3 protein-coding genes and 1 pseudogene are annotated in these 2,717 nt (G+C 75.5%); all 4 read right to left on the bottom strand.

All coding sequences use genetic code 11. The features are described from left to right. Positions 1-46: 46 nt before the first annotated feature. Positions 47-631 carry an ATP/GTP-binding protein gene (locus tag ACFV0G_RS18740; protein WP_380548502.1) on the bottom strand — a complete coding sequence of 195 codons (585 nt, stop codon included), beginning with the start codon at positions 629-631 and terminating at the stop codon, positions 47-49. After that, positions 612-1,061, bottom strand: coding sequence for a DUF742 domain-containing protein (locus ACFV0G_RS18735; RefSeq protein WP_100888424.1), 450 nt, complete (start codon positions 1,059-1,061; stop codon positions 612-614). Before ACFV0G_RS18735 ends, ACFV0G_RS18740 begins: the two co-directional genes overlap by 20 nt. A 137-nt stretch (positions 1,062-1,198) precedes the next feature. Next, positions 1,199-1,612, bottom strand: a complete 414-nt coding sequence (locus tag ACFV0G_RS18730; RefSeq protein ID WP_030278013.1) for a roadblock/LC7 domain-containing protein — start codon at positions 1,610-1,612, stop codon at positions 1,199-1,201. A 10-nt stretch (positions 1,613-1,622) separates the two neighbouring features. Then, a pseudogene (locus ACFV0G_RS18725) lies at positions 1,623-2,717 on the bottom strand (hypothetical protein); the annotation flags it as partial.

Below are 2,717 nucleotides of genomic sequence, written 5' to 3'. Positions count from 1 at the left end.
GGATTGCTCCCCGCGCCCCTTCCGGGTGTTCAGGCCCGCTGCGCGTTCAGCGGAGGCGGGCGAGGAGGGCGTGCTCGACGAGGGTGATGAGGGCGCTCTTGGCGCTGTCCCGGCGTCGGGCGTCGAGGGTGATGACGGGGGTGTCGGGGCCGAGTTGGAGTGCTTCGCGGACCTCGTCGGGGGTGTGGGGCTGGTGTCCGTCGAAGCCGTTGAGGGCGACGACGAAGGGGAGCCCGGAGTTCTCGAAGTAGTCGAGGGCGGGGAAGCAGTCGGCGAGGCGGCGGGTGTCGACGAGGACGACGGCGCCGATGGCGCCGCGGACGAGGTCGTCCCACATGAACCAGAACCGGTCCTGTCCGGGGGTGCCGAACAGGTAGAGGATCAGGTCCTCGTCGAGGGTGATGCGGCCGAAGTCCATGGCGACCGTGGTGGTGGTCTTGCCGGAGACGTGGCTGAGGTCGTCGATGCCGGCGCTGGCGCTGGTCATGACGGCTTCGGTGCGCAGCGGGTTGATCTCGGAGACGGCGCCGACGAGGGTGGTCTTGCCGACTCCGAAGCCGCCGGCGACGACGATCTTCGCGGAGGTGGTGGCGCGGCTGGCGGGGGCGCCGTTAGAGCTTGCGAAGTCCACTGAGGACCCTTTCGAGCAGCGTGACGTCAGGCGCACCGCCCGACTCGCCCGCGGCAGCGGGCTGGTGGATGGTGACCAGGCCGGCCTCGGCCAGGTCGGCGACGAGAATACGGGCGACCCCGAGCGGGACACCGGCCAGTGCCGAGATCTCGGCGACCGACTTGACCTCGCGGCAGAGTCCGACGATCCGGGCGTGCTCCGGCAGCAGGCCGCCGGAGCGCTCGGCCGAGCCGGTGGTCGAGATCAGTGCCTCGATCGCCAGCTGGTACCGGGGCCGGGTGCGGCCGCCGGTCATCGCGTACGGACGGACGAGCGGCTGCTGCTCGTAGCCGCCGGACTGCTGCCCACCGTAGCCGCCGGCCTGCTGGCCGCCATAGCCGCTGCCGTACCCGTTGCCGTACGAGCCGGCCGGTGTCGGGGGCGGGGTCATAAGTCCTCCTCGTGCTGCCGCCGTTCGCAGCGGGGTTCCAGCCGGGCGGTGCCGGCTGAGGCGGTCGGCCGCCCGGGGGCGGCCGATGGTCGGTGCGCCCGACCGGGCGGGCCGGGCGCATTACGGGTTCGGTCGGATCAGTGCAGCAGGCTGCCCTGGAGTTCTGCGCGCAGTGCGGGGGTGAGGACGGCGCCCGCGCGGTCGACGAGGAGCGCCATCTCGTAGCCGACGAGGCCGATGTCGGAGTCGGGGGCGGCGAGGACGGCGAGTGCCGAGCCGTCGCTGACCGCCATGAGGAAGAGGAAGCCCCGCTCCATCTCGACGACCGTCTGGTTGACGTCGCCGCCCTCGAAGATCCGGCTGGCGCCGGAGGTCAGCGAGGTGAGGCCGGAGGCGACGGCGGCGAGCTGGTCGGCGCGGTCCCGGGGGAAGCCCTCGGACATGCACAGCAGGAGACCGTCGGCGGAGACCACCACCGTGTGCGACACCCCGGGGGTGTTGTCCACGAAATTGGTGATCAGCCAGTTCAGGTTCTGTGCGGCCTGGCTCATCTGACTCAACTCAACGCTCCTGGTGGTTCTGGCCGAAGCCGTCGAAGCCCTGCTGCTGCTGGCCGAAGCCCTGTCCCGCCTGGCGGCCCTGCTGGATGCCGCGGCGCAGGTTGGTCAGCCGGCCGCGCACCTCCTCCGGGCTGCGGGAGACCTGCGGACCGGTCAGCGGCGCCGCCTCGGCGGTGCCGGAGACCAGGTTGGCCTGCGGGGTGCGCCGGGGCAGGCCCGACGTGGTCAGCCCGCTGGTCGACGGCTCGCGGACCTGCTCGGCCCGGCGCCAGCGCTCGTCGTTGGCGGACGGACGCCACGGGGCCTCCGGCGCCTCCCGGCGGGCCTGCGGGGCCTGCCGCTGCGGGCCGCCCTGGAGGGGGCCGCCCGGCTGCGGGGCCTGCCGCTGCGGGCCGCCCTGGAGGGGGCCGCCCGGCTGCGGGGCCTGCTGCTGCCGGGGCTGCTGCGGCGCCTGCGGGCGCTGCTGCTGCTGCGGGGCCTGCGGGCGCTGGGGCGCCTGCTGCGGGGCCTGCTGCGGGTCGTAGCCCGGCGCGGTGGTGCCGGGACGCTGCGGCCGGTACTGCTGCTGCTGCTGCTGCGACGGCTGCTGGGGCTGCTGCTGCGGGCGCGGACGCCCCTGCTGCGGCGCGGTGCGGCCCCCGTCCTCGGGACGGAACCACTGCTGGGTGTCCTCGACGCCCGGGCCGGTCGGCAGCGCCATCGGCTGCTGGCGCTGCTGCGGCGCCGGCTGCTGGACCTGCTGCTCGTACGACTGGCCGGGGCCGGACTGCTGGGACGGGTCCGGCAGGACCGGCTCGACCAGGCCGAGGCCCAGCGGGTCGCGCGGGTCGATGTCGCTGGCCTCGAAACGGGGCCGGGCGAACTGCACGGTGCTCTCGACCGGGCCGGGCTCGCCGGGCGCCGACGGGCCCTGGCCCTGCTGCGGCGCCTGCGGACGGGCCGGGCGGCCCTGCGGGGCACCGGGGCCGGGCTGCGGGCGGCCGCCCTGGGCCGGACGCTCCGGCATCGGACGGCGCTCGGCCGGGGCCGGTGCGGAGGGCTCGCCCTGGCCGCCGCGGCGCGGCAGGCCGCCCGGGCCGCCCGGGCCCCCCCGGGC

This window comes from Kitasatospora sp. NPDC059571 (assembly GCF_042735675.1).
Classification (GTDB): domain Bacteria; phylum Actinomycetota; class Actinomycetes; order Streptomycetales; family Streptomycetaceae; genus Kitasatospora.
This window is presented reverse-complemented; position numbering and strand designations above follow the sequence as displayed.

Bases quoted from the DNA above. Each gene is read 5' to 3' on its own strand.
- ACFV0G_RS18735 (WP_100888424.1), bottom strand. From the start codon at position 1,061: ATGACCCCGCCCCCGACACCGGCCGGCTCGTACGGCAACGGGTACGGC.
- ACFV0G_RS18730 (WP_030278013.1), bottom strand. From the start codon at position 1,612: ATGAGCCAGGCCGCACAGAACCTGAACTGGCTGATCACCAATTTCGTG.